At 51.4% G+C, this 20,855-nt stretch carries 18 protein-coding genes; 8 read left to right on the plus strand and 10 right to left on the minus strand.

Translation table 11 applies throughout. The features are described from left to right. Positions 1-48 precede the first annotated feature (48 nt). The gene (locus EPV75_RS11155) at positions 49-1,749 is read left to right on the plus strand and encodes a DEAD/DEAH box helicase (RefSeq protein WP_128385441.1); all 1,701 of its coding nucleotides are present in this window, start codon (positions 49-51) and stop codon (positions 1,747-1,749) included. Positions 1,750-1,982: 233 nt separating this feature from the next. After that, on the plus strand, positions 1,983-4,556 hold the full coding sequence (locus EPV75_RS11160; RefSeq protein ID WP_128385442.1) for a methyl-accepting chemotaxis protein: 2,574 nt from the start codon (positions 1,983-1,985) through the stop codon (positions 4,554-4,556). 82 nt (positions 4,557-4,638) lie between these two features. Here the strand turns inward: EPV75_RS11160 and sppA are convergent, their stop codons facing one another. The 3 genes from sppA to EPV75_RS11175 all read right to left on the minus strand — a co-directional run bounded on the left by sppA (position 4,639) and on the right by EPV75_RS11175 (position 7,343). After that, positions 4,639-5,607, minus strand: a complete 969-nt coding sequence (gene sppA, locus EPV75_RS11165; protein WP_128385443.1) for a signal peptide peptidase SppA — start codon at positions 5,605-5,607, stop codon at positions 4,639-4,641. 154 nt (positions 5,608-5,761) lie between these two features. After that, a complete protein-coding gene (locus EPV75_RS11170) occupies positions 5,762-6,019 on the minus strand; it encodes a hypothetical protein (protein ID WP_029938986.1) in 258 nt (85 codons plus the stop codon). Positions 6,020-6,242: 223 nt separating this feature from the next. Continuing rightward, positions 6,243-7,343, minus strand: coding sequence for a TRAP transporter substrate-binding protein (locus EPV75_RS11175; RefSeq protein WP_128385444.1), 1,101 nt, complete (start codon positions 7,341-7,343; stop codon positions 6,243-6,245). A gap of 226 nt (positions 7,344-7,569) precedes the next feature. Here EPV75_RS11175 and EPV75_RS11180 point away from each other — a divergent pair, with 226 nt between their 5' ends. Beyond that, positions 7,570-7,908: a HopJ type III effector protein gene (locus EPV75_RS11180; RefSeq protein WP_128385445.1), complete on the plus strand. Its 339-nt coding sequence runs from the start codon at positions 7,570-7,572 to the stop codon at positions 7,906-7,908. A 70-nt stretch (positions 7,909-7,978) separates the two neighbouring features. Here EPV75_RS11180 and EPV75_RS11185 read toward each other — a convergent pair whose 3' ends face one another. Continuing rightward, positions 7,979-8,371 (minus strand): hypothetical protein, encoded by a 393-nt coding sequence (locus EPV75_RS11185; RefSeq protein ID WP_029938990.1) that lies wholly within the window; start codon positions 8,369-8,371, stop codon positions 7,979-7,981. Positions 8,372-8,611: 240 nt separating this feature from the next. Here EPV75_RS11185 and EPV75_RS11190 point away from each other — a divergent pair, with 240 nt between their 5' ends. Continuing rightward, complete coding sequence (locus EPV75_RS11190; protein WP_128385446.1) at positions 8,612-9,553, plus strand: DnaJ C-terminal domain-containing protein; 942 nt, start codon at positions 8,612-8,614, stop codon at positions 9,551-9,553. A gap of 99 nt (positions 9,554-9,652) precedes the next feature. On the opposite strand, the gene EPV75_RS11195 is transcribed toward EPV75_RS11190, so the two are convergent. Both EPV75_RS11195 and EPV75_RS11200 read right to left on the minus strand, forming a co-directional pair. Next, positions 9,653-11,857, minus strand: coding sequence for a TonB-dependent receptor (locus EPV75_RS11195; RefSeq protein ID WP_128385447.1), 2,205 nt, complete (start codon positions 11,855-11,857; stop codon positions 9,653-9,655). Positions 11,858-11,920: 63 nt separating this feature from the next. Beyond that, complete coding sequence (locus EPV75_RS11200) at positions 11,921-12,190, minus strand: hypothetical protein (protein WP_128385448.1); 270 nt, start codon at positions 12,188-12,190, stop codon at positions 11,921-11,923. 384 nt (positions 12,191-12,574) lie between these two features. On the opposite strand from EPV75_RS11200, the gene pgm reads away from it, so the two are divergent. Continuing rightward, on the plus strand, positions 12,575-14,218 hold the full coding sequence (pgm, locus tag EPV75_RS11205) for a phosphoglucomutase (alpha-D-glucose-1,6-bisphosphate-dependent) (RefSeq protein ID WP_128385449.1): 1,644 nt from the start codon (positions 12,575-12,577) through the stop codon (positions 14,216-14,218). A gap of 30 nt (positions 14,219-14,248) precedes the next feature. Next, positions 14,249-14,473, plus strand: a complete 225-nt coding sequence (locus tag EPV75_RS11210; RefSeq protein WP_128385450.1) for a hypothetical protein — start codon at positions 14,249-14,251, stop codon at positions 14,471-14,473. On the opposite strand, the gene EPV75_RS11215 is transcribed toward EPV75_RS11210, so the two are convergent. The 3 genes from EPV75_RS11215 to EPV75_RS11225 form a co-directional block, all read right to left on the minus strand. Then, positions 14,470-14,994, minus strand: a complete 525-nt coding sequence (locus EPV75_RS11215) for a hypothetical protein (protein WP_128385451.1) — start codon at positions 14,992-14,994, stop codon at positions 14,470-14,472. The two genes, EPV75_RS11210 and EPV75_RS11215, sit on opposite strands and share 4 nt — an antisense overlap. Before the next feature lie 31 nt (positions 14,995-15,025). Continuing rightward, a complete protein-coding gene (locus tag EPV75_RS11220; protein ID WP_128385452.1) occupies positions 15,026-16,471 on the minus strand; it encodes a protein adenylyltransferase SelO in 1,446 nt (481 codons plus the stop codon). Positions 16,472-16,637: 166 nt separating this feature from the next. Further along, positions 16,638-17,447, minus strand: coding sequence for an ABC transporter permease (locus EPV75_RS11225; protein WP_225972331.1), 810 nt, complete (start codon positions 17,445-17,447; stop codon positions 16,638-16,640). Between the two features lie 167 nt (positions 17,448-17,614). Here EPV75_RS11225 and EPV75_RS11230 point away from each other — a divergent pair, with 167 nt between their 5' ends. Then, complete coding sequence (locus EPV75_RS11230; protein ID WP_128385453.1) at positions 17,615-19,345, plus strand: GNAT family N-acyltransferase; 1,731 nt, start codon at positions 17,615-17,617, stop codon at positions 19,343-19,345. 198 nt (positions 19,346-19,543) lie between these two features. Here the strand turns inward: EPV75_RS11230 and EPV75_RS11235 are convergent, their stop codons facing one another. Then, positions 19,544-19,972 carry an Hsp20/alpha crystallin family protein gene (locus EPV75_RS11235; RefSeq protein ID WP_206197891.1) on the minus strand — a complete coding sequence of 143 codons (429 nt, stop codon included), beginning with the start codon at positions 19,970-19,972 and terminating at the stop codon, positions 19,544-19,546. Positions 19,973-20,254: 282 nt separating this feature from the next. On the opposite strand from EPV75_RS11235, the gene EPV75_RS11240 reads away from it, so the two are divergent. Beyond that, complete coding sequence (locus EPV75_RS11240) at positions 20,255-20,722, plus strand: thioesterase domain-containing protein (RefSeq protein ID WP_128385454.1); 468 nt, start codon at positions 20,255-20,257, stop codon at positions 20,720-20,722. Positions 20,723-20,855 lie beyond the last annotated feature (133 nt).

A 20,855-nucleotide genomic window follows, 5' to 3' on the forward strand; every position in this document is an offset into this window, starting at 1 on the left:
TTTGCCCGAGAACAAACACAAAGTCGCCACCATGAAAAAGGAAACCTCATGAATACCGAGATCAAATTTGCCGATCTAGGGCTCTCTGCGCCCATTTTAAAAACCCTGACCGAAATCGGTTACGAAACACCGTCCCCGATTCAGGCCCAAGCCATTCCGGTTCTGCTGCAAGGCGGCGACATTCTGGGCATGGCCCAAACCGGAACCGGTAAAACCGCCGCTTTCGCGTTGCCGATTCTGTCGAATATCGACTTGAAACAAAAGTCACCGCAAGTGCTGGTGCTGGCCCCAACACGTGAACTCGCCATCCAGGTGGCCGAAGCTTTCCAGACCTTCTCACGCGGCATCAAAGGCCTGCACGTCCTGCCGATTTACGGTGGCTCGGAATACGGCACACAGATCCGTGCCCTGAAACGCGGCGTACACGTTGTCGTAGGAACGCCGGGCCGTGTCATGGACCACATCAAAAAAGGCACCTTGAAGCTGGATGAATTAAGCGCTATGGTGTTGGACGAAGCCGACGAAATGCTACGCATGGGCTTTATCGACGACGTCGAATGGATTTTGAAACACACGCCGGATTCGCGTCAAATCGCACTGTTTTCCGCCACCATGCCGAAAGAAGTGCATCGCATTGCCAACACTTACTTAAAAGATCCGACCGAAGTCATCATCAAGCAAAAAAGCTCGACGGCGTCCACCATCGACCAGAAATACTGGCTGGTGAGCGGCCTGCATAAGCTGGATGCCTTAACCCGTATTCTGGAAGCCGAAGAATTCGACGGCATCATTATTTTCGTGCGCACCAAAACCGCCACAGTCGAGCTGGCTGAAAAATTGGAAGCCCGTGGCTATGCCGCCGCGGCCTTGAACGGCGACATCGCCCAGAACCAACGGGAACGCATTGTCGACCAATTGAAATCCGGCAAGCTGGATATCCTGATTGCCACCGACGTCGTGGCGCGTGGTTTGGACGTCGAGCGTATCAGCCACGTCATCAACTACGACATTCCTTACGACAACGAATCCTACGTGCACCGTATCGGCCGTACCGGTCGTGCCGGTCGTAGCGGCACCGCCATTTTGTTTGTGGCCCCGCGTGAACGTCGTCTGTTGCGTTCCATCGAAGCATCCACCAAAAAGAAAATCCCGCAAATGGAATTGCCGACCGCGCAGGAAATCAACGACTCCCGCATCGTCCGTTTCAAAGACAAAATCGTCGACGCGGCTCAGTCCAACGATTTGGATTTCTATCAGAAAATGGTGGAAAGCATCGAAAGCGAACAGAACATTCCGGCCATCGAGATTGCGGCAGGCCTGGCGAAATTGTTGCAAGGCGACGTACCTTTCTTCCTGGACGAAAAACCGATTAAGAAAGCCGAGTTTTCCGACCGTGGCGGCGATCGCAATCGTCGCGAAAAAAGTGACCGCTCTCCACGTGGACGCCGCCAGACGCCACCAAACGAAGGCATGGAACGTTTCCGCATTGAAGTGGGTCGACAACACGGCGTCAAACCGGGCAATATCATCGGCTGTATCGCCAATGAAGCCGGTTTGGACGGTGAATTCATCCAAAAACTGAACATCGAAGATGATTACAGCTTGGTGGACTTGCCATCGCAGATGCCAAAAGATATTTTCAACGAATTGAAAAAGGCTTGGGTGTGCGGGCAACAATTAAAAATTGCACGCATCAAAGACGTTGCCCACAGCGCCAAACGTCGTCTTAAACCCCGCAAAAAACACTAACCCTTTATTTTAAAAGGGTTTTTCAAGTCTTTATTTCCAAACAACGGGCACCAATCTCTCAGGTGCCCGCTTCCCTCTTATACGCATATTAACTAAATTGTTGATTTTGAATTATTTTCATTAATATTAATCATAAGTATTTGTCTATGCAGATTCATAAAAGATTCTTTGTTGTTGCCCTGAAACCATAGTAAACTTAAGGAGAAATGTGAAAAAAAAGAGGAACAACGGCCATGTTCAAAACCATCCGCGCCAAACTGCTTGGCAGCTTCATTCTACTGACCGTTCTGGTCATCGGGATGTCGATTTTCAGTATCGTCCAAATCAATAAATCCGCCGACGGCTTCAAGGACTACCGCGAAATGGCGATTGACGGCACCGTTGCCAGCGAAGTTCAATCCAATATGTTGATGGTACGCTTGAACGTACTGGATTACATGGCGCGCCCGGCCGATGATAAGGTCAAAAATTTCCAAAAATATTACGACCAGACCGAACAAATCATTCAACAAGCACAAGCGCAAATTCAAAACCCGACCCGGGCCAAGCTGGTTGATCAAGTCGAAGAAGGTTTGGGCCAATATTACAAAGGTTTTTCGGAAATCCAGGCATTGGTCGCCCAGCGCAATGAAATTGTTTTCAACACCCTCAATGCCAACGGCCCGAAAATGGAGCAGCTTCTGACCAGCGTGCAACGCAGTGCACGGGAAGACGGGGATTCGGAAGCCGCGTTTGCCGCCGCGGAAGGTTTGAGAACCTTGCTTCTGGCACGCATCTACACCGTGAAATTCATTGAAGCCAACCTCAAAGAAGACATGGACCGCGTTCTATCGGAATTCGCCACATTGGAAGACAACATACATGCGTTGCAGCAAAGCATTCAAAACCCGGTGCGAGTCGATCAATTGAACCAGTTATTCGCCTTGACCGAAGCCTATACCAATGGCGTCAAAGCACTGAACCAAACCATCACCTCGCGCAATGAAATCTACGATACCCAGTTGGCGGTCATCGGGCCGCAAATCGCTAGCTGGTCGGAAGACATCAAGTCCTCTATCCGAGCGGAGCAGGATCGCATCGGACCGATGGTACAAGCCTTGAACGAAAACATCATCAGCACCTTGATTGTGATTTCCATTATCATCGCCGTGTTGTCGACACTGGTCGCGATTTTCATTCCGCGCACCATTGCCAACGGCTTGAGCAGCATTCAACAAAACCTGGCCAAAGTCAGCGACACCGGTGACTTCTCGATTCGTGCCAATGAAAGCCGCCAGGATGAAATCGGTGCCATGGGGCACTCGGTCAACCAATTGCTGGCCAATATGCAAGGCGCCATCAACGAAGCCAATAAAGTGGTCACCGCCATCGCGAAAGGCCAGTTCAATCAACGTGTGGAAATGGACTTGAACGGTGACCTGAACACCTTGAAAGAAGGCATCAACAATTCCGCCGATTCGGTCGATGAAACCATGCGTGAACTGGGTCAAGTGATGCAGTCCATGAACGACGGTAACTTCGACGTCTCCATGAACGTCCAAGTCGAAGGCGATTTCCTGAGAATGGTCAATAATGTCAGCGCGACCATGGAGGCTTTGAACCAAACCATCAGCGGCATCATCTCGGTGATGGACGCCATGCAGCAAGGCCAGTTCGAACACCGAGTCAATGTCGAAGCCAAAGGGGATTTGTTGCGCCTGAAAAACGGCATCAACGTCTCGATGGAAGCCTTGGAAAACGCTATTCAAGACGTGACCCGAGTGGTGGTCTCCCAGTCCGAGGGCGACCTGACCCACAACATCACCGCCGATTACCACGGTGAGCTGAAAACCCTGAAAGACGCGGTCAACACCTCCGCGGCTAAACTGACCGAGGTGGTCTCGCAAGCGGTCAACGCCACCAACGTGGTCAGCACGGCGTCTTCGGAAGTCTCGCAAGGCTCGATGGATTTGAGTCAGCGCGTACAGGAACAGGCGGCCGCGCTGGAAGAAACGTCTTCCACCATGGAAGAAATGAACTCGGCCGTTCAGAACAATACCGAACACGCCAAGCAAGCAACGGACGTCGCGCATCAAGTGCAACAGAAATCGACCGAAGGCTCGCAGGTCATGCAGGAAACCATTCAGGCCATGAACGCCATTCAGGAATCCAGCCACAAGATTTCGGAAATCGTGACCTTGATTGACGGCATTGCCTTCCAAACCAACCTGTTGGCCTTGAACGCCGCAGTTGAAGCCGCACGTGCCGGTGAACACGGCCGCGGGTTCGCGGTGGTAGCCGGTGAAGTCCGTGCCTTGGCGCAAAAATCCGCCGACGCCGCCAAAGACATCACCAACCTCATCAACGAAAGCGTCACCCGGATCGACCAAGGCACCAAACTGGCGTCCGAATCCGGTGAAATGCTGACCACCATCAACCAGTCGGTGGATGAAGTGGCGAAAATGATTGAGCAGATTGCGCAAGCATCGGTTCAACAGATGGAAGGCATCGAGCAAGTGCACCGTGCCATCAGCCAGATTGACGAAGTCACCCAGCAAAATGCCGCTCTGGTGGAAGAAACCTCCGCCGCCGCGGAAAGCATGAGTGAACAATCGGATATCCTGGCCCGAGACATGTCGTTCTTCAAAACCGGCAAAGCGGCTCAAATTGCCGCGCCGAAAGCGTCCGGTTCAAAGGCGGCCTTACCTGCCCCGAAAAAAGCCGACGCCAAACCGGCTGACAAGCCGAAAGCGGCTCAGCCGGAACCGATTCGCAGTCCGAATAAACCGGCGGCACCATCACAAGACGACGAATGGGGTGAGTTCTAAAACCCTCCTCTTTCCTTCGTTCCATAAAAAAGGCCGACAAATGTCGGCCTTTTTTATGTCTGACTTTATCCTTTCGGAATCATCATTCCAGGTACAAGTAATAAGACCCGGGACGCAGTTCCGTCAACGGACTTAGCAAATTGGTTCGAATCAAATTCATTTCCGGTGCCACGCGTCCATTCGCCATATTCGGTGAATAGGCATTGGCGTTGACATTCGCATCAAAACGATACGTCACCAAATCGCAGCGCTTGGCACCCGCCATTTGACAGGCTTGCTTCGAAGCAGCCGACAGATAGCCGACCGAATCCACCAAACCGGCTTGCACCGCATCTTTGCCCAAATAGACTTTGGCGGTTTTGATGCTTGCCATTTGCTGGTCGGTCAAGCCGCGTTCCGCTTTCACCAAACCGTAAAAGCGATTCGCCATTTCATCAATCAAACCTTGCAGATAGGTATCTTCTTCCGGCGTCATACGGCGAAACGGTGACCCCGTGTCTTTATTCGGCCCGGTTTTATAGGTTTTCACTTCCACCCCGATTTTATCGGACAACCCGACCACATTCGGCAAAATGGTGATGACCCCGACCGAGCCGGTCAAAGTGGTGGGATGCACTTGAATATGGTCCGCCGCCAACGACAGGTAATAGGCCCCGGAAGCGCCCACGTCCATCATTTGCACATACAGCGCCTTGCCGGTACGTTTTTTGAAGGACTTCAATTCGTGATAGAAAATATCGCTGGTCGTCACGCCACCGCCCGGCGAGTTGACCTTCAGCAACACCGCTTTGATGTCGTCGTCTTTTTCGGCACGACGCAACTGCATCATCACCTTATCGAGCAGCCCCGGCGAGCTGTCCAAAAAACCTTTGGAGGGCTCATTGGAAATGGCGCCTTCCACCGGAATCATCAACACCTTGCCATCCGACCCATCGACTTTTGCCACAACTTGTTCTTTCAGCGGCTCGTCGTAACTCGGGCCCAACTTGATCGTGGCGCAACCTGACAACAGACTCGCCCCCAACAATACCATTACACTTTTCTTGAACATGGGTTTTTCTCCTGTATAACGTTTCTCAGTGTACCGTTTTTCCGACCGCTGTAAAACGATATAAAAAAGCCCGACTCTGAATCAGGGCCGGGCAGGTGCTTGGAGAGCTTTTCTGAGGAAATCGTTATTGTTTTAAATCGGCGACATGATCACCTTATTGAAAACTGTACGTATCGTAAGCACGGCCATAAACGCGTCGTTTATCGGCACAGGCATCCCACGACCAACACAGCATTTTGTTGTCATACACTTCTTGATACAGCACTTTAGACGCGGCTTCGGTCCGTTTTTCTTTCACCAGCTTGGTCACGGCCTTTTCACTGCCGTCGAACGACCAAGTGTCTTCCGCTTTCGCATTGTGCATACCCAAAACAAACAAGGAAACCAGCATCACTTTGAACAAGTGTTTCATCTTTCACCTCCTGTCTTGATTCAATAAGAATATTTAATAGCAACATTATTGTTACTAATAACTAAGTTTACGGATAATGCTTTCCGATGCCAACCGAAAATAATGAAAATAACGTAAGATTCAGGGTTTCTTAAAGATTGGTCGAACGGCAAAAGATGACGTGAGCGCGCCGAAAGCAATTGTGAAAACGGCCAGGCCTGGCCGTTTTCTACACAAAAAAGAATTACAGGTTACGCGCGTTCAGGAACGCCAATTCCGAGACATTGGTCCACTTGGACACTTGCTCTTTAAAGGCTTTTTGCGACGCCCAAACTTTGGTGGACAGCGCATCTTCCGCGGCGGCTTCTTCAATGACTTCGGCCGAGAGTTTTTTCAATTCCTTCAAGACCGAATCCGGGAAGTAACGCAGTTCCACATTGTGCTTCTCAACCAATGTCTGCAACGCCTGCTGGTTACGAGCCATGTATTCCGACAACATTTCCAGATTCGCCACCTTCATCGCATTACGCACAATGCTCTGCAAATCCGCCGGCAGTGCATTGAAGGCTTCTTCGTTGATCATACATTCCATGGTGGTGCCCGGCTCGTGCCAGCCCGGTGTGTAATAGTATTTCGCCGCACGGTAAATGCCGAACGCCAAATCGTTATAAGGCCCGACCCATTCGGTGGCATCCAAGGCACCGGATTCCATCGATGGGAAAATATCCCCGCCCGGCAAGGACACCGGCACACCACCGGCTTTTTTCAGCACTTCGCCACCCAAGCCCGGCATACGCATTTTCAGGCCTTTCAAATCGGCCACGGAATTGATTTCCTTATTGAACCAACCGCCCATCTGGGTGCCGGAGTTCCCCGCCGGGTTGGGAATCAAACCAAACGGTTTGTAAGCTTCTTCCCACAGTTTCAAACCGTCGCCGTAATACAGCCAGGCGTTCATTTCATCCGGCGTCAAACCGAACGGCACCGACGAGAAAAACACCGAGGCCGGAACCTTGCCCTTCCAGTAATAGGCACCGGCGTGCCCTAGCTGCGCATTACCGCGTGACACCGCATCAAACACCTCAAAAGCGCCAACCATTTCACCGGCCCCATAGACCTTAACGTGAAGGCGACCGCCGGACATCTCATTAATCAGCTCCGCCACTCGGTTGGCGCCGGTGCCCAGGCCTGGGAAGTTTTTCGGCCAGGTGGTGACCATTTTCCATTCCACGGTTTCCATCGGTTGCATCGCCGCCGTTTTCGGTTCGTCTTTCTGTCCACAAGCGGTCATCGCCGTGGTGGCTGTCGCACCGGCAATCGCGCCGATAAAATCACGTCTTTTCATTGAATCTGTGCTTCCTTGTTAATGCTTTGACAATCAATTTAATGCCCCATATTTTGCCATTTTTTCAAGACGTTATCTTGCCTAATTTTAAATTCACCACCGGAAAATCCTTTCAAAAAAGTGGCCGGAACGCGGCTTGATGGAAAAACCACAGTCAAGAAGCATGCCTTTGATAAAATACTCCGCCAACGAAACCACCTGATTTCCAAACATCAAAGGAGCGACCATGACACTGGATGCCTTAACCGCCGAACTGAATCAACAACCCGTCGATTTCAACACGGTAATGCAAACCATCGATAGCCATTACGATTTCACCCCGACCCGCTTTCAAAACGGCGAACAAGTCAACGAGGCCGACACCAACAACGGCTCCTGCAAAATTTTCGCTTTCGCCAAATTAAACGGTCTGAGCGAACAAGCCACTCTCAATGCTTTCGGTGATTTTTATACACAGGATGTCCTGCAAAACCCGGACGGGCAAGACCATGGTAATATCCGCAATTTTATGAAAACCGGCTGGAGCGGCGTGCAATTCGATGCCATGCCACTCGCAGTGAAATAAAATGTTCGTTTTAGAAACGTCGCCCGATCGGGCGGCTTGAAAAGAAGTGTGAAAACCGTTTAAGCCTGCCTCAGGAAGAAGAAATGGCGGTCCACTTGTTGCAGTCGTCGTCCAACTCGCACAGTTTACTCTCGTAAACGGTATCCAGTTTTTCCTGCTCTTGCGGCAAAATACTGAGAATCCGCAAGCCATAAATGTACTCGCCGTTGAGTTCTTTCAACTCCACAACCTGCAATTGACAGAAATAAATGGTCAACCCGTCGATTTGAATATGGCAATCTTTCAGTTTTTGCCGACGATTGAAATGAAAGGCTTTCGCGCCCTGATTCGGGCAATGCACCCCTAAGCCTTCGCGACTGAGGCTACGCCCTTTCAACACTTCCTCCCCATTATGGAAACTAAAAGGGGTCGAAATGGCCGTCGAAATAATTTCGTCTTCTTGTGCTGTGACACCGTAAAACATGCGGGAACCTTGATAAATACTTTGATTGCGTGGAATTTCAAACTCAAAGGCAAACTTTAATAATAGTCAATTTCACTTAGTGTTCAAGCCCCAAAGGCATAATTTCCGTTAAAATTTAAATATCTCAATCCTTCCAGTGAATACCCTAAAAGACTAAATGAATACGAAATCGATGACAGCCCTTGAAAACCCTTGGCATCATCCCCATAAGCTAGTTAGCTTAAATTTTCAGGAAAAACAATGGAATATAAAGATTACTACGAAATCTTAGGTGTGGAACGCAGTGCCTCGGAAGCGGAGATTAAAAAAGCCTACCGCAAACTGGCCGCCAAGCATCACCCCGACAAACCGAGCGGGGACGAAACCAAATTCAAGGAAATCAATGAAGCCTACGAAGTATTGGGCGACACCGAAAAACGTCAAATGTACGACCAACTCGGCCCCAACTACCATAATGGCCAGAACTTCCAACCCCCACCGGACTTTGAAAGCATGTTCGGCGGCGGGTTTGGCGGTGCCGGTGGTCAGGCCGGAGGCTTCAGCGACTTTTTCGAATCCATGTTCGGCGGCGGGTTCGGCGGGCAAGGCGGTTTCGGACATCAGGGCCAAGGCTTCCAACAAAAAGGCGACGACCAAATCGTCAAGGTTTTGGTGACGCTGGAAGAAGCCGTCAATGGTGCGGCGAAATCCCTGAACCTGCAGATGCCGAACCCCAACCAGTTCGGCCAGGTCTCGCACCAACCGAAGCAATTGAAAGTGAAGATTCCGGCCGGCGTCAAACAAGGCTCGCGCATTCGTTTGAGCGGCCAAGGATCGCCCGGTTTCGGTGGCGGCCCGAACGGCGACCTATATTTGGAAGTGGACCTGCAAAACCACCCGCTTTATAAAGTGGAGGGCGACGACATTATCCTCAACCTGCCGCTGACGCCGTGGGAAGCCGCTTTAGGCACCAAGGTCGAAATCCCGACATTGAAAGGCAAGGTCAATATGAACATTCCGGCCGGCACTCAGTCCGGTTCGAAACTGCGCATCAAAGGCCGCGGTCTAGGCAAAGGCGACAAAGCCGGCAACCAATATATCTTGGTGCAAATCCACACACCACCGGCCGACAGCGACGAGGCCAAAGCCTTTTACGAGGAGATGGCGACCAAGATGCCATTCAACCCACGCGAACACTTCTAAAGCGTTCTCGCTCCTGAAATGAAAAAACCGCCAGGCCTGGCGGTTTTTTTATATTGATTTGATACCCATCGCCGACTGGAGTCGACGACGGTTCAAACATCAAATTTTGAACGGCAAACGTGCATGCAACTGGAAGTTACGTCCCATGCCCTGCGCATACCCTTTATAGGTATCGAGGAAGTCACGATACTGCACATCCATCAAGTTCTGCACGGTCAAATCCAAGTATAAGCGTTGCTTGCCGAACTTGACCCCGGTACCCGCTTCCAGATTCCACAACCAGTAATCTTTGGTAGAAGCCGTTCCGAACGGTGTGCTGTCAAACTGGCTGAAGGGTTCATAAGACCCGGCCGAATCCTTTTCGGCCACGTACTTCGTGCCCAAGCCAACGTAAGGCTTCGCCAGATACTGGCCGCTCCCAAACGTGTATTGCGCGCCTAAAGTGGCGTTATTCGCCGGCATCAAAGGCAGATCACGATTGTTTTTGGTATCGCGCCCTTGCATGATTTCCGCCGTGGCTTGCCATTGCAATTGCGGCGTCATGCGATAGGTCGCCGACCATTCAATCCCTTGAATCAAAGCATTCGTTTGTGAATTGATCATCAGACGATACGGATAATTCAAGTTCTGCGTTGGTTGGCAATTGCCGTCATGGTCGCAATACTCTTCGGTCTCGGTATTTTCCAACACGATATAATTATCCACCCAGTTGGAGTACACCGACAAAGTCGAGTGTAGATTTTCCGACTGCCAGGTCGCCGCCAATTCGGTGTTAATGGAGGTTTCCGCTTTCAAGTCCGGGTTACCCAGTTGATAGGCTTGCACCCCGCCGTGCGCGCCGGAAGCATAGAGTTCAAAAATAGACGGCGCGCGGAAGCTGCGTCCCAAGTTCCCGGTGAAGGTCCAGTTGGACGTATAGTGGTACGCCACGCCCAAAGCGCCGGACCAGTCCGAGAAGTCGCGTGAATTGTTCGAGCTGTTGTAAACCCCGGTTTCATCCCAGAAATGAGCATTTTCAGAACTTAATGGCGCTTTGACGTGCTGACTGTCGTAACGCGCACCCAATTCCACGTCCCAAGGGCCGAAGGATTGTTTCTCCACCATAAAGATGCCGGCACCGTCTTCGGTCGCGCTCGGCGTCAAATGACCGGAACGCAAATCCTGGTCTTTGGTGTAACCGCTGACACCGAATTCACCTTGCCATCCGAAGAACTCTGGATGCTCCACCGCCAATTGGTAGTCGTCGCGGTGAACAACGATGTCGAGATATTCCTCGTCATCCTTGTAATCGTCCATATCCTCATACGTCACTTCGTGCATCGCCTGACGCTGGTTGCGGGTATGAGCGTATTTCGGTTTGATGACCCAATCCCCGGCGAAAAACTCGGCCTTCAATTGGGTTTCGGAGTTGGTCAGATTCTGCCCGGCGGACGGAATCAATTCATATTCGCCCGGTGCCGCTTCCACCCCCAGATAGTTTTGTTTGGATTGCCAATAATTGTGGCGTAATTCCACTTCACCCCAATCGCCACGGTAACCTGCGCCGATCACGGCCGACTCGCCTTCAAAGTTGGTGTAAGGCGTGGTGCCTGTGACCAACGGCTTGGTGCCTGGCGGATCGCCCGGTGCCACATCACCCGCTTCCGGGCCGTCCGGCGTCACAAAGTCATTGCCGCGACGTTTGGTCACGCCCCCGACCAGACCGAAGCCATTGGAAGACAGTTTGGCCTTGGCGCCAATCATGGTTTCGTTATTATTGGAATTCACCTCGCCCATCAATTCTCCGGACGCTTTGGTCTCACCCGGCCCGGCGTAATCAATTTGCGGCCCGACCACATTCACCGCCGACTTCACCGCCTGGCTGGAATACTTCAAGCCTTGCGGCCCACGAATCACTTCCAGACGTTCGGTCAAAGCCGGGTCCACATTCGGGTTATGGCGTGTGCCTTCCGCCTGATATTCCATGGTCATGCCGTTGGACAACACCGGCAAACGCAAAGAAGTATCGCCGCGCACCACCGGCTTACCGGATTGCGGGCCGGTTTCCAGGGTATTCACGCCGGGCAAGCCGTCCAGCGCTTCACCGAGGGAAGCGGTGCCGTTGCGGTCCATTTCCGTTTTGGAGGGTTGTAAGGTGGTGGACGTACTGATATCGACCGGTTCCAACGGCGGATTCAATTGCGATTCCACGGAAATTTTCTGTAATTGGGTTGTTTGGGTCTGCTTGCTGTCTTCCGCCCAAGCCGCGTTCACCGACGCGCCACTGGCCAACAGAATCGCAGACACGAGTTTCTTGCGAAGCATGTCTTTCTCCTGAAAAGGATATCTCTTACTGATTATTAAGGGGGATTAAATAAAACGAATCAATCAGGAGAAGGCCGGCGGAGCGCGGCTGAAATAGACGGCCGCGAAGGTGGCGGCAAACGATAAAATGGAATCCGGGCGCCACACATCCCGGTAAACGGGTGTCTGCGGCAACTCGAAACTCGGCGTGAAGGCACTGGCTTGGTGCTCCACACCGTCGAAGACATTACACACTTCGGCGTGTTCATGGAACGGATGAATCTCGGCGTGCAGCAAAGCCGCCGTCTGCGCGAACAGCAACACGAACGCCAGCAACAGATGTCGCCAGGACACCGTGTCAGCGCCAAAAGGCTGAAGCCATCGCTTCGGCCGTGTGTTTGTCAGGGTTCGTCGATTCATCGTCAAAAAATACGAGTTCGTTACAGGTTGTTGGAGTATTCACTTAGCTGTTCTGAAACAACCCGCGTCGGTTACTTCTTTACATTTTCGTCATTACATTGTGTTACATAATAACATTCTCTATTTTAGCTCCTCCTGACATGAAATCCAGTGATAAATAAAATTTATTTCAAAAAGTCATCCAAATGGCCAGGCCTGGTGGTTTTTCGGTTTGTTTGACAGCTTTATGAAAGGCGCGGATTCGGCATGATTTTTTCAAACCGCATGGCTATAATGAAACCAATCGTTGCACAAAATCACTTACTAGAAGGATGCGCCATGTCTTTGTCACCCTACGCCGGAAAACCTGCCCCACAATCCATTCTGGAAAACATTCCCAAACTGATGACCGACTACTACAACCTGATTCCCGATGCCAGCAATCCGGATCAGGCGGTCGCCTTCGGCACCTCCGGCCACCGTGGCAGCGCCAGCAAAACCGCCTTCAATGAAAACCACATTGCCGCCATTTCACAAGCGATTGTCGAATACCGCGACGCGCAAGGCATCACCGGCCCGATCTACATCGGCATGGACAGCCACGCCCTGTCGGAAGCCGCTCACGCCACCGCCATCGAAGTCTTTGCCGGCAACAGTCTGGACGTCATTATCCAAGGCAAAGGCCGTTACACGCCGACGCCGGTCATTTCGCACGCCATTCTCACCTACAACGAAAACCGCACCGATGATTTGGCCGACGGCGTCATCATCACGCCATCGCACAATCCACCGGAAGACGGCGGCTTCAAATACAACCCGCCAAACGGCGGCCCGGCCGATACCGACGCCACCTCCGTAATTCAAGACCGCGCCAATGAAATCCTGATGTCCGACATGCAAGCCATCAACCGCATGCCGCTGGCCGAGGCGATGGCTTCCGAATTCGTCAAGGCCGAAGACCTCATCATGCCGTATGTCAAAGACCTCGACAAAATCGTCGATATGAAAGCCATCAAAGACGCCGGACTCAAGCTCGGCATCGACCCGCTCGGCGGAGCAGCGGTGGATTACTGGCAACCGATTGCCGACCATTACGGCTTGAATCTGGAAATCGTCAACAAACACGTCGACCCGACCTTCTCGTTCATGACGGTGGATAAAGACGGCAAAATCCGCATGGACTGCTCCTCGCCTTACGCCATGGCCAGCCTGATTGCACTGAAAGACGACTACGACATCGCCTTCGGCAACGACACCGACACCGACCGCCACGGCATCGTCACCCCGTCGGTCGGTTTAATGAACCCAAACCACTATCTCGCCGTCGCCATTCAATACCTGCTGACCCACCGTCCGAACTGGTCGGCGGACGTTAAAATCGGTAAAACGCTGGTGTCCAGCTCCATGATTGACCGCGTCGTCGCCTCCTTGGGCAAAACCCTGGCGGAAGTGCCGGTCGGTTTCAAATGGTTTGTGGACGGTTTGGTGTCCGGCGACTATGCCTTTGGTGGCGAAGAATCCGCCGGGGCGTCTTTCTTGAAAATGGATGGCACCGTCTGGAGCACCGACAAGGACGGCATTATCATGAATTTATTGGCGGCGGAAATCACCGCCGTCACCGGCAAAGACCCGGGGCAACTGTATCAAGAGCTAACTGAACAATTCGGCAACCCGGTATACAGCCGCATCGACGCACCGGCCAACCGTGAACAGAAAGCGATTTTGAAAAACCTGTCCCCGGAAATGGTCAAAGCCGACACTTTGGCGGGTGAACCGATTCTGGACAAACTCACCCATGCACCGGGCAACGGCGCGGCCATCGGTGGCCTGAAAATCACCACCGAAAACGGCTGGTTCGCCGCCCGCCCATCCGGCACCGAGGACATCTATAAAATCTACGCCGAAAGTTTTAAAGGCCAAGCGCATTTGGATGAAATTCTAAAAGAAGCGCAAGCGATTGTGAGTGAAGCTTTGAAAAAATAAAAGGATAAGAGCTTGGTTACGAGAAATGATATGAAAAAATGGATAATTGAAGGCTTGAAAGCTAATAATGGAAAAGGTTGGCCTAAAGAAATTTCAAAATACATATGGGAAAACTATGAAGCTCAATTGAAATCTTCTGGGGATTTGCTTTATACATGGCAGTATGATGTTAGGTGGGCAGCACAAAAACTTCGATATGAAGGCATCCTCAAGCCAGTTAATGGCCGCCGAGACTTACCATGGGAGTTAGCTTAAGCTCTAAAATGCATTTCAAAAAGCTTTTCTTGGTTACTAACTCGTTTCACCACCAACGCTTCCCCACTTTGAAAGCCCAAATGCAGGTCATGTTCCACGCGATTTGTTTTGTGTTTACGCGCGCTTCTGGGTTCAACTTTCCAATCGGCGATATCCGCTCGTTGAAAGCGGTGAATTTCCAGAGGAAACAGTAACACCATCTTGTCGTTGTCGGCATCCACAATCAGTTTTCGGCCCAAGCCTAAGTCCACTTCATTCACCGGTTGAAAGGCTTCGGTTTCCAACAGACGTTGGTAGGTTTGTGCCACTTCGGTTTTCAGCGCCTGATGTTGTTTAAAGCCATATCGCAATAACAGCAGCCCCGGCAACACCCACAGCCCCCAGATGGGTAAGGTGTGGATAAAACCGTTTGAGAGTTGGCTAATCGCCAACACCAAGCCGGATGCGACAATCAACGCCACCACCCACATCCATAATTTGAAGCGCGCTAAATGGCGCGGTGTAAACGTTTGATAAGCCATCCTTATATTTCCTGTTTTATTGCCTGTTTTGTTAAGAAGAGCAACTCAGTTGCAGCCCTTTTTGTTCCGGGCTTGGCGGTTTCTGAAATTCCGCCAGGCCTGGGTGTTCTTCGAAAGGTGAATGCAGCGCTTCCACCCACTGTTCTAACGGTTGATAATCACCATTTTCGGCGGCTTCGATAATGCCTTGTGCAATGTAGTTCCGCAAGACGATGGCCGGATTGACGGCCAAAATCCGTTGCTGGCGTTCCGATTCGGAAATGCCTTCCTGCTGCAAGCGGGCATCGTAACGCTGGAACCAATCGACAAAGGCGCCGGGTTGGTTCAATAACGTCATCAATTCACCTTCATCCGGTTGGTTCCATTTCGCCAAGCGGCGGAAAAACAAACTGAAATCCACCCGATGCTGATCCATCAACACCAATAAATCGCCAATCAGGTTTTTATCGTCGGGCTGTACGGTATGCAATCCGATTTTACAATTCATCTCATCGATGTACTGGCGATTATAGGTTTCCACAAAGGCTTCCAAGGCTTCGTTTTGCGCGGCTTCGTCCAACACTTTATCGAAGGCGTGCGCCAGCAGTTGGCAATTGGTGACACCGATTTTCGGTTGCTGATTATAAGCGTAACGCCCTTCGTAATCGGAATGATTGCAGATGTACTCGATTTGAAAATCGTCGAAAAAGGCATAAGGCCCGAAGTCGAAGGTTTCGCCGAGAATGGACATGTTATCGGAATTCATCACCCCGTGATTGAAGCCCACCGCTTGCCATTTCGCCATCAGCACCGCGGTGCGCTCGCAAACGGTTTTCAACAAGGCGGCACTGCGTTGCGGCTCTTCTAGCGACTGCAATTCCGGGTAATGATGTTCCACCACAAAATTGGTCAGGAATTCAAGGGTGGCCGGGCCTTTGGAGGCGGCCCACTGAAAATGCCCGAAACGGATGTGGCTGGGCGTGACACGCATCAAGCTGGCGCGCGGTTCGAAGGTTTCACGCTGCACTTGTTCGTCACTGGTGGCGATGGATAAGGCGCGCGTAGTGGGCACGCCCAGCCCGAACAAGGCTTCGGACGCCAAGTATTCGCGAATCACCGAACGCAAAACCGCCCGGCCGTCACCGCGCCGGGAATAAGGCGTGCGCCCGGCGCCTTTCAGGTGAAAGTCCCAGGCCTGGCCGTTTTTGTCTTCCCAACGCCCCAGCAACAATCCGCGGCCATCGCCCAAATCCGGGTTGTAATAGCCGAACTGGTGACCGGTGTATTTTTGTGCCAGTGGTTGCAAGTCGAACTCGGCCAAGCTGGCATCCTCCAATTGCCCGGCGGTGAGCGCAAGCAATTGTTCGTCACTCAAGTCGCAATCGATTTCCTGCATCAGCGCCCGGTTGACCGCGACGAGACGCGCGTTTTGCTGCGGCTCCGGCCAGACGGGTTGGAAAAAGGATTTCGGCAATTCGAGATACGGGTGCTGTAACATGGTTCAACCTGAGGTTTGGGGTGACGGAATCGCGCGAACGTTCTGCAAATATTCGGCAAATACTCGGCAAATACTCGGCAAAGACTGAGCGCGCTTTAAGGTTATTATAACGCGCCTTGTCAAATCCGACAGGTTTCAAAGAGCAGGTCTGGGCGTTTTTCTGTTTTCAGCTTTTTACCAACTGTGACAAGTTCAGACGCATCCGTGGGTCGAACAGTTTTTTCTGCGCCAGCCACAAGGCAATCAGCACACCCGAGGCGGTGGACACCGTAATCAGAAACATAATCATGATTTGGTATTTGACGGCTTCCATCGGGTCGATGCCGGCGAGGATTTGCCCCGTCATCATACCGGGCAAGGATACGATGCCGGCAGCGGCCAGCATATTGATGACCGGAATCATCGCCGTGTGCAGGCTTTGCTTTTTCAGGAACATCAGCGCTTCCTTGGCGGTGTAACCCAAGGCCAGTTGCGCTTCGATTTGCGCTTTCTGTTTCACGGCGCTTTTGGTCAGGGTATCCAACCCAAGGCCGATGGCGGTCATGCTATTGCCGAGAATCATCCCCAACAACGGAATGGCGTATTGCGCTTCGTACCAAGGTTGCGGCTGAATCACCAGCGTAAGCGAGAAAATCGTCAACACCAAAGCGGTCATCGACAACGACAACAATCCCACCACAAACGAGCCGGAGACCAAACCATTGGTTTGAAAACGGTAGGTCTGACGCTTGAGAATTTCATAACCGGCGAACAGCAGCATCACCACCGACACCAAGGCCACCAGCAACCAACTGTCGGCATTGAACACCCAGCTTAACCAAACGCCCATAAACAGCAGTTGCACCACCATGCGTGCGGACGCCACCCAAAGCTGGCGCGTTTGCTCGAAGCCGTTCAATAGCAGCAACAGGCCGAGCAGCAGAATCATCACCGATAAGCCGGCCAAATCATAATAACTCAGGGAAATCATTGTCATATTTTTGTTACACAACCGTCATTTGAAACTCACGCATTTGTCACTTCTACGTCAACTGGACAACTCAGAATAATACAGTTAATAGACGAGTAGAACCGCCGCACGTACCAGACGAGTCCTACGTGCCCTCCGAGCTATCCAAGAAGACGAGTTACGAAGAAACCATTATGCTGAATATCGAACAAACCATTCTCGAAAAATACCCCGATTTCAATCAGAAGCCGGGCGGCAAACAGCTGATTAAATTTCTGAAAAAGCTCACCTACGAAAACGAAATCAACCAGTTCATCGAAGAGAACAAGCACCTGCGCGGTTTTGCGTTCCTGGACAAAAGCCTGGAACATTATAACTTCACTTATCAGGTCAACAACCGTTCTTTCAACAATGTGCCGGCCGAAGGGCGCGTGGTCATCGTCGCCAATCACCCGATCGGTTCGCTGGACGGTTTGGCACTGTTGAAATTCATCCGCAGCATTCGCCCGGACGTGCGCATCGTCGCCAATGAAATGCTGGCCAATGTCGACCCCTTCCAGTCGCTGTTTTTAACGGTGGACAATATGTCCGACAAGGCCAACCATAAAGAACTTTTCAAAACCATGATCAAGGCGTTGGAGAACGAAGAGGCGGTGATTATTTTCCCGGCGGGCGAAGTCTCACGCATCCGCCCGAACGGCGTGCGCGATGGCAAATGGAAAAACGGTTTCCTCAAATTGGCGAAAAAGACCCAATCGCCGATTTTACCGATTTACATCGACGCCCGTAACTCCGCTTTGTTTTATGGTTTGTCCACCCTGTACAAACCGCTGGGCACGCTGATGCTGGTCAAGGAAATGTTCAATAAGAACGACCAACAAATCGCCTTCCATGTCGGACCGATGATTCCGTGGAAATCGGTGGCGAAATGCGACTGGCCGCTGACGAAAATCGCCAAGCTGCTCCGCAAACACGTTTACCGTTTGAACCACCCCGGCAAAGCGATTGCCAAACTGCCGTTCGAAACCGAAAACACCATCGCCCACCCGGTGAACCGCAAGGCCTTGAAAAAGGATTTGAAAAACGGCGAGCTACTGGGCCAGACGGTGGACGGCAAGAAAATCTTTCTGTTCGATTACGATGCCGATTCGCCGGTGATGCGTGAAATCGGTCGCTTGCGCGAACTGACCTTCCGCACGGTGGAAGAAGGCACCGGCGATGCCTTCGATTTGGACAAATACGATGCCGACTACCGCCACTTGGTGCTGTGGGACGAAGAGGATTTGGAAATTGTCGGCGCCTATCGCATCGGCGAATGCCAGAAAATCATCGAGAAAAACGGCATGGACGGGCTTTACACCAGCACCTTATTCGACTTGAAACCGGACATCGAACCTTATCTGCCCAATGCCCTGGAAATGGGCCGCAGTTTCGTGCAACCACGTTACTGGGGCAAGCGCAGCCTGGATTATCTATGGTACGGCATCGGCGCTTATGTAATGCGCCACCCGGAAACCAAATATTTCTTCGGCCCGGTGAGTTTGTCGGATGCCTATCCATTACGCGCCAAAGAACTGATTGTCGCCTTCTTCCAAACCCAGATGGGCTCACATCAGGATTTGGCCGTGGGGAAACGCCCTTTCGTACCGTCGCCGGATATTATAGAACTGGCGGAAAAAGAATTCAGCGGCGACTACAAAGAGAGTTACAAAAAGCTCAACAGCCTGCTGACCGAGTTCGGCGTCAAGGTGCCGACGTTGTTCAAACAATACGCGGAACTGTGCGAACCCGGCGGTTGCCGCTTTATCGACTTCAGTGTCGACCCGGATTTCAACGATTGCATCGACAGTTTGATTCTGGTGGAAATCGACAAAATCGTCCCGAAAAAACGCGAACGTTACCTGACGCCGGTCACATCCGATTAATCCATCATGCGGTCAAAGGCCGCAGCACCGAATAATAAAATATAACCGTTAAAACTTCCTTGTCTTGAACTCACCGATCGGTGAGTTTTTTTTGCCCATAAAAAAAGGGCCGGGGAAAATCCGCGGCCCTTGTAATGACAGATAAGATCATTCAATGGTTGGTTTGAATTCGATTTTGACTGAAACCTTCGTGGAAGATTATTTGACTTCCACCTTTTTGGTCTCGGCACTGCGTTCCTTTTTCGGCAGCACAACTTCCAGCACGCCGTCTTCCGAACTGGCGGATACGTTTTCGGCATCCACATTATCCGGCAGGGCAAAGCTACGCTCGAACTTGCCGTAACTGCTTTCCACGCGGTAATAGTCTTCGTCCTTGACCTCTTCCTTGGTTTTACGTTCACCGGAAATGGTCAGACGATTTTCTTTCACTTCCACATGGATATCGTCTTTTTTCACACCGGGTAAATCCACTTCGATGTGATAAGCGTAATCCCCTTCTCGTGTATTGACGGTCGGTGAAAACCCAGCCACATTCGATTCCGTGGGTTTCGGCATCATTTTTTGCAGCCGGTTTTCCAAATCCCGCAATTCACGAAACGGTTCCAACGTTCTTAAAAACATACTCATCGCACAACCCTCCTTATTAAAGAGAACAATACAACTTTCATTCAACGGTTATATGGGGTTAAGAAATTGTTATTCAAGTCTTTTCAATAAAAAACCGTACCACTAAAATATGACAAAATGCCGGACGCCCGTCAACACCTTTTAAGACTTTTTACTTAATACACATCAAGTTTTCAAAACAACCAGGCCTGGCCACTTTTCTTCTAATCGGAAGACCAGCGGTTGGACACTTTCGGCACTCCGGCTATACTGAATCACAGATACGTTTACTGCGGAGACGCCATGACCGATTCCACCCATACGCCGAAAGCGCTAAAAGCACTGGAAACGCTTTTGCATCAAGACATTCCGCTCACCCGGTCCATGGGCTTGCAGGTCATGGAGGCCACCGCCGACTCCCTGCGTTTACGCGCGCCTTTGCAAAACAACATCAACCACAAAAGCACCGCTTTCGGTGGCAGCCTGTACGCCACGGCCGTGCTCACCGGCTGGGGATTGATTCATCTCGCCCTCACCGAACACGATTTACACGGCCACATCGTCATTCAGGAAAGCCACACCCGTTTTTTGAAACCGGTGAAAGCCGACATCGAAACCCGTTGTCGATTCGAATCCGAACCGCAATTGGCGACCTTTCTGAAAATGTACCGCCGAAAAGGCCGCGCCCGCATTCAATTGACCACGGAAATATACAATGAAGCCCAGGAGCTGGCGACGGTGTTTGAAGGCCAATATGTGGTGCACCGCTGACCAAGTGAAAACGCGAATGCTTTTTATTCTTAAAGGCGCTCGCAACACCCTGTTTTATCAGCGCTTTAAGCGGATATTTCTTAAAAAACCCTTACCGGCTGTGGTAGCATTAAGGTAACTTTTTATTATGGTC

This window comes from Hydrogenovibrio thermophilus, from assembly GCF_004028275.1.
GTDB lineage: Bacteria > Pseudomonadota > Gammaproteobacteria > Thiomicrospirales > Thiomicrospiraceae > Hydrogenovibrio > Hydrogenovibrio thermophilus.

Bases quoted from the DNA above. Each gene is read 5' to 3' on its own strand.
- EPV75_RS11170 (WP_029938986.1), bottom strand. From the start codon at position 6,019: ATGAAACACTTGTTCAAAGTGATGCTGGTTTCCTTGTTTGTTTTGGGT.
- EPV75_RS11215 (WP_128385451.1), bottom strand. From the start codon at position 14,994: ATGGCTTATCAAACGTTTACACCGCGCCATTTAGCGCGCTTCAAATTA.
- EPV75_RS11220 (WP_128385452.1), bottom strand. From the start codon at position 16,471: ATGTTACAGCACCCGTATCTCGAATTGCCGAAATCCTTTTTCCAACCC.
- EPV75_RS11240 (WP_128385454.1), top strand. From the start codon at position 20,255: ATGACCGATTCCACCCATACGCCGAAAGCGCTAAAAGCACTGGAAACG.
- EPV75_RS11185 (WP_029938990.1), bottom strand. From the start codon at position 8,371: ATGTTTTACGGTGTCACAGCACAAGAAGACGAAATTATTTCGACGGCC.
- EPV75_RS11180 (WP_128385445.1), top strand. From the start codon at position 7,570: ATGACACTGGATGCCTTAACCGCCGAACTGAATCAACAACCCGTCGAT.
- EPV75_RS11235 (WP_206197891.1), bottom strand. From the start codon at position 19,972: ATGAGTATGTTTTTAAGAACGTTGGAACCGTTTCGTGAATTGCGGGAT.
- EPV75_RS11190 (WP_128385446.1), top strand. From the start codon at position 8,612: ATGGAATATAAAGATTACTACGAAATCTTAGGTGTGGAACGCAGTGCC.
- EPV75_RS11210 (WP_128385450.1), top strand. From the start codon at position 14,249: ATGAAAAAATGGATAATTGAAGGCTTGAAAGCTAATAATGGAAAAGGT.
- pgm (WP_128385449.1), top strand. From the start codon at position 12,575: ATGTCTTTGTCACCCTACGCCGGAAAACCTGCCCCACAATCCATTCTG.
- EPV75_RS11225 (WP_225972331.1), bottom strand. From the start codon at position 17,447: ATGACAATGATTTCCCTGAGTTATTATGATTTGGCCGGCTTATCGGTG.
- EPV75_RS11155 (WP_128385441.1), top strand. From the start codon at position 49: ATGAATACCGAGATCAAATTTGCCGATCTAGGGCTCTCTGCGCCCATT.
- EPV75_RS11230 (WP_128385453.1), top strand. From the start codon at position 17,615: ATGCTGAATATCGAACAAACCATTCTCGAAAAATACCCCGATTTCAAT.
- EPV75_RS11195 (WP_128385447.1), bottom strand. From the start codon at position 11,857: ATGCTTCGCAAGAAACTCGTGTCTGCGATTCTGTTGGCCAGTGGCGCG.
- EPV75_RS11175 (WP_128385444.1), bottom strand. From the start codon at position 7,343: ATGAAAAGACGTGATTTTATCGGCGCGATTGCCGGTGCGACAGCCACC.
- sppA (WP_128385443.1), bottom strand. From the start codon at position 5,607: ATGTTCAAGAAAAGTGTAATGGTATTGTTGGGGGCGAGTCTGTTGTCA.
- EPV75_RS11160 (WP_128385442.1), top strand. From the start codon at position 1,983: ATGTTCAAAACCATCCGCGCCAAACTGCTTGGCAGCTTCATTCTACTG.